Genomic DNA, 2,765 nt, shown 5'->3' with positions numbered 1-2,765 from the left:
CTTGCCTCGGAGCGAACCTGGCAGCGCTGCATATGCGCCGATACACCTTCTTCCTTAGGGATAGTTACAGCCTAAGTAGCTCAGCCATTCTACCAATACCATTACCAGCGCGATTCGCGCTGCCGGTTCGCTAACCTCGGCAGCGCCGTGTTTCGTATCCGGCCCTCCGCAATGTCGCTCCTTAAGGGACGACCGCCGCCCGTTTCGTTTTCTAGTTTTGCGACAGTCCATATTGATAACCAAACGCCCTGAGTTATCTTCTGGCTCCAGCTCCCTCCGGTATGGGGACCGTGTTACCTCCCTTTTCCGGAGCCTCCAGCAGTACCAGCGTTCCGGTGTATACCCCTTCGTCGTCGTAGATGAAAATCACTTTCCCGTCCAGGTTGCGGGAGTGCAGGTGCACGCTCTTCACAGAACGGGAACCCATATTGCGGTAAATAAAACCGGCCAGTTCGGGGTCCACGGCATCTATGCTGAGGCCCGTTTCCAGGCTACCCAGGTAACAGCGGGCCATAAGGTTGGCGTGGACCACTCTGTGATTGTGGTCCACATAGACCGCCCCCTGGGGCAGGACTTCCATGAGGCGGGACAGGACCCGGCTGTAAGTTTGCTCTTCTCTGCCGCCGGTACCGATTACCGTCAGCGCCCCCAGTACCTTGCCCTTTTTCACAATGGGCGAGTGAATGGCCTCGAGCAGGCGGTCGGCAGTTTTCAGGATCAGGGTGCCGTAACGGTCCCTTGCGTCCTGGACATCCCCGATATGCCCCAATATATCCTTGAATTTCGCACCCTTCAAGGGTCCTTTGGCGCTGAATATCTCATGAGCCGCCTGGTTGGCAAAGAGCACCCGGCCGGCGTTGTTGGAAATAATCACTCCCTCATGCACGTGGTTGAAGATGTTGAAATCTATGTTTTCGAAATAAGTCCGGGCGCTGTTCACCCCCCACAGTTCCACCAGGAACTGGTAAAGGCAGCAGTAGAGCGCAAATAACAATAGCATGATCGTAATGATACGGTAGGTATCGAAGTTATTTTCCCGCATGAAGAAGTACAGTTGCCAGGGAGGGTCGCCAGTGGCCAGGGTGCTGACGTCATATATCTGCTGGCTGGCATAAAATTTTTCTTCCCGGCCGCTGAAATGGTCCAGCAATTCCCTCTCAAAGGGCCACACCACGGGAGTGTTCCCGCCGGCAAAAACGGCCACCTTACAGGTCTTACCGAGGAATTCCTGTGTAAGCTCCTGCTGAAAATCCTCAATGCTGAAATCCAGGGCCAGCCATTCCTTTCCCAGGGGAGTCACCACGGTTACCACCGTTTGAGCACCGTCACCCGCATGCACCCCCAGAATCCGGGACCCCTGCCGGGGCGGTTGTGACCGGAACTTTTCGAGCGGCAGGTCCCCGGGGGATATCCCTGTTCGAGCTACCACTCGTCCTGTGGCGTCCAGAATGCAGGCACCGCTAATGCGGTGATCGAAAAGAGGGAGTTCTTTTAAAGCGGCGTTCCTGTCGGGCTGGCTGTTGAGTTTCCGGGCGGCTCCTTCTGTGACTCCACGCAGGTCGTTGAGAAAAAAGTTTGTCTTATTGACGGCCACCTGGCGGATGGTTTCTTCATAATCGTTCATAATGCCTTTTAAAAAGCGGAATTCCACAATGAAGAGCATGGTTATCGCAGTCAGGAAGAAGAGCATTATTAACATCAGCCAGGCGCTGTTTACCGTCAGGGACTTTTTCATGGCCACCACCGCCACTACAGTTTATTTGACTGCCGGAAAGACTTGCTGTGGTTCACCAGGTTGACACGGGAGGCCGGGCACTACCTTACCAGTCCCCTGCGGGCTGCGGCAGCCAGGGCTTCCTCCAGCGTTTTCACTCCCAGCTTGGTGCAGATGCCCCGGATGCGGCGCCGCAGGGTAGACAGGCTGATATAAAGCCTGGCCGCCACTTCCTTCTGGTCTTCGCCCCGGGCAATGAGTTGCAGAATGCTGGTTTCCTGGTCCGTCAGCACCGGGCTGTCGGGTTTTAACAGCAGTTCCGCCTGCAACCCCGGGTAGAGGTAAGTCCCGCCCTTATATACCATATTGATGGCCGAGCGAATTTCGTCAAAAAAGGCATATTTAGGTACAAACCCGTGTACGCCCTTTTCCATGGCCTTGCGGATGAAGGTTACGTCGTCATAAGTGGTCAGGGCCACAAATTTTATATGGGAGCAGGTTTGGGTCATGCGTTTGCACAGGTCCAGGCCGTCACCGTCCGGCAGGCCGATATCAAGCAGGACCACATCCACGTCCGGGCTTACGTTTTGCAGGGCCGTGGTGCACGAATCGGCTTCAGCCACCACCTGCATGTTTTCTTCCATATCAATCAGCTTTTTCAAGCCCTCCCGGAAAACGTTATGATCCTCCACCAGCATGATCCCGATTTTCTTCACTGCCTTTCCCCCCTTCCGTAAGTGGTACGGTCAGGCTTACGCAGAACCCCCCGTCCTTAAAGCCGTATGCCAGGTTCCCACCGATGAACCTGGCTCTTTCCTTCATTCCCCAGAGTCCTTTCCCGGGTACGGGTTTCTCTTCCTGGATTCCCCCGTTGTCCAGAATTTCTACCTGCAGGGTATCGCCTGTTTCGTTGAAGTGGATGTCCACCTCCGTGGCCTCCGAATGCCTGGCCACGTTGGTAAGGGCTTCCTGGATAATGCGGTAGATGAATATTTCCCGGTCCCGCCCAAGTTTCAGGGAACGCTGATGGTAGAAAATGTACACCTTGCGG

The 2,765-nt window shown here is 55.1% G+C and carries 3 protein-coding genes; all 3 read right to left on the bottom strand.

Annotated features, from left to right (window positions below; all coding sequences use genetic code 11):
- Window positions 1-253: 253 nt before the first annotated feature.
- Window positions 254-1,735: a PAS domain-containing protein gene (locus ACPLUI_RS13580; protein ID WP_424660784.1), complete on the bottom strand. Its 1,482-nt coding sequence runs from the start codon at window positions 1,733-1,735 to the stop codon at window positions 254-256.
- An 80-nt stretch (window positions 1,736-1,815) separates the two neighbouring features.
- The gene (locus ACPLUI_RS13575; protein WP_424660783.1) at window positions 1,816-2,430 is read right to left on the bottom strand and encodes a response regulator; all 615 of its coding nucleotides are present in this window, start codon (window positions 2,428-2,430) and stop codon (window positions 1,816-1,818) included.
- A partial coding sequence (locus ACPLUI_RS13570; RefSeq protein WP_424660782.1) for a sensor histidine kinase occupies window positions 2,393-2,765 on the bottom strand: 373 nt, incomplete at its 5' end. The genes ACPLUI_RS13570 and ACPLUI_RS13575, both read right to left, overlap by 38 nt.

The organism is Desulfofundulus sp., from assembly GCF_049701015.1.
Lineage (GTDB): Bacteria > Bacillota > Desulfotomaculia > Desulfotomaculales > Desulfovirgulaceae > Desulfofundulus.
This window is presented reverse-complemented; position numbering and strand designations above follow the sequence as displayed.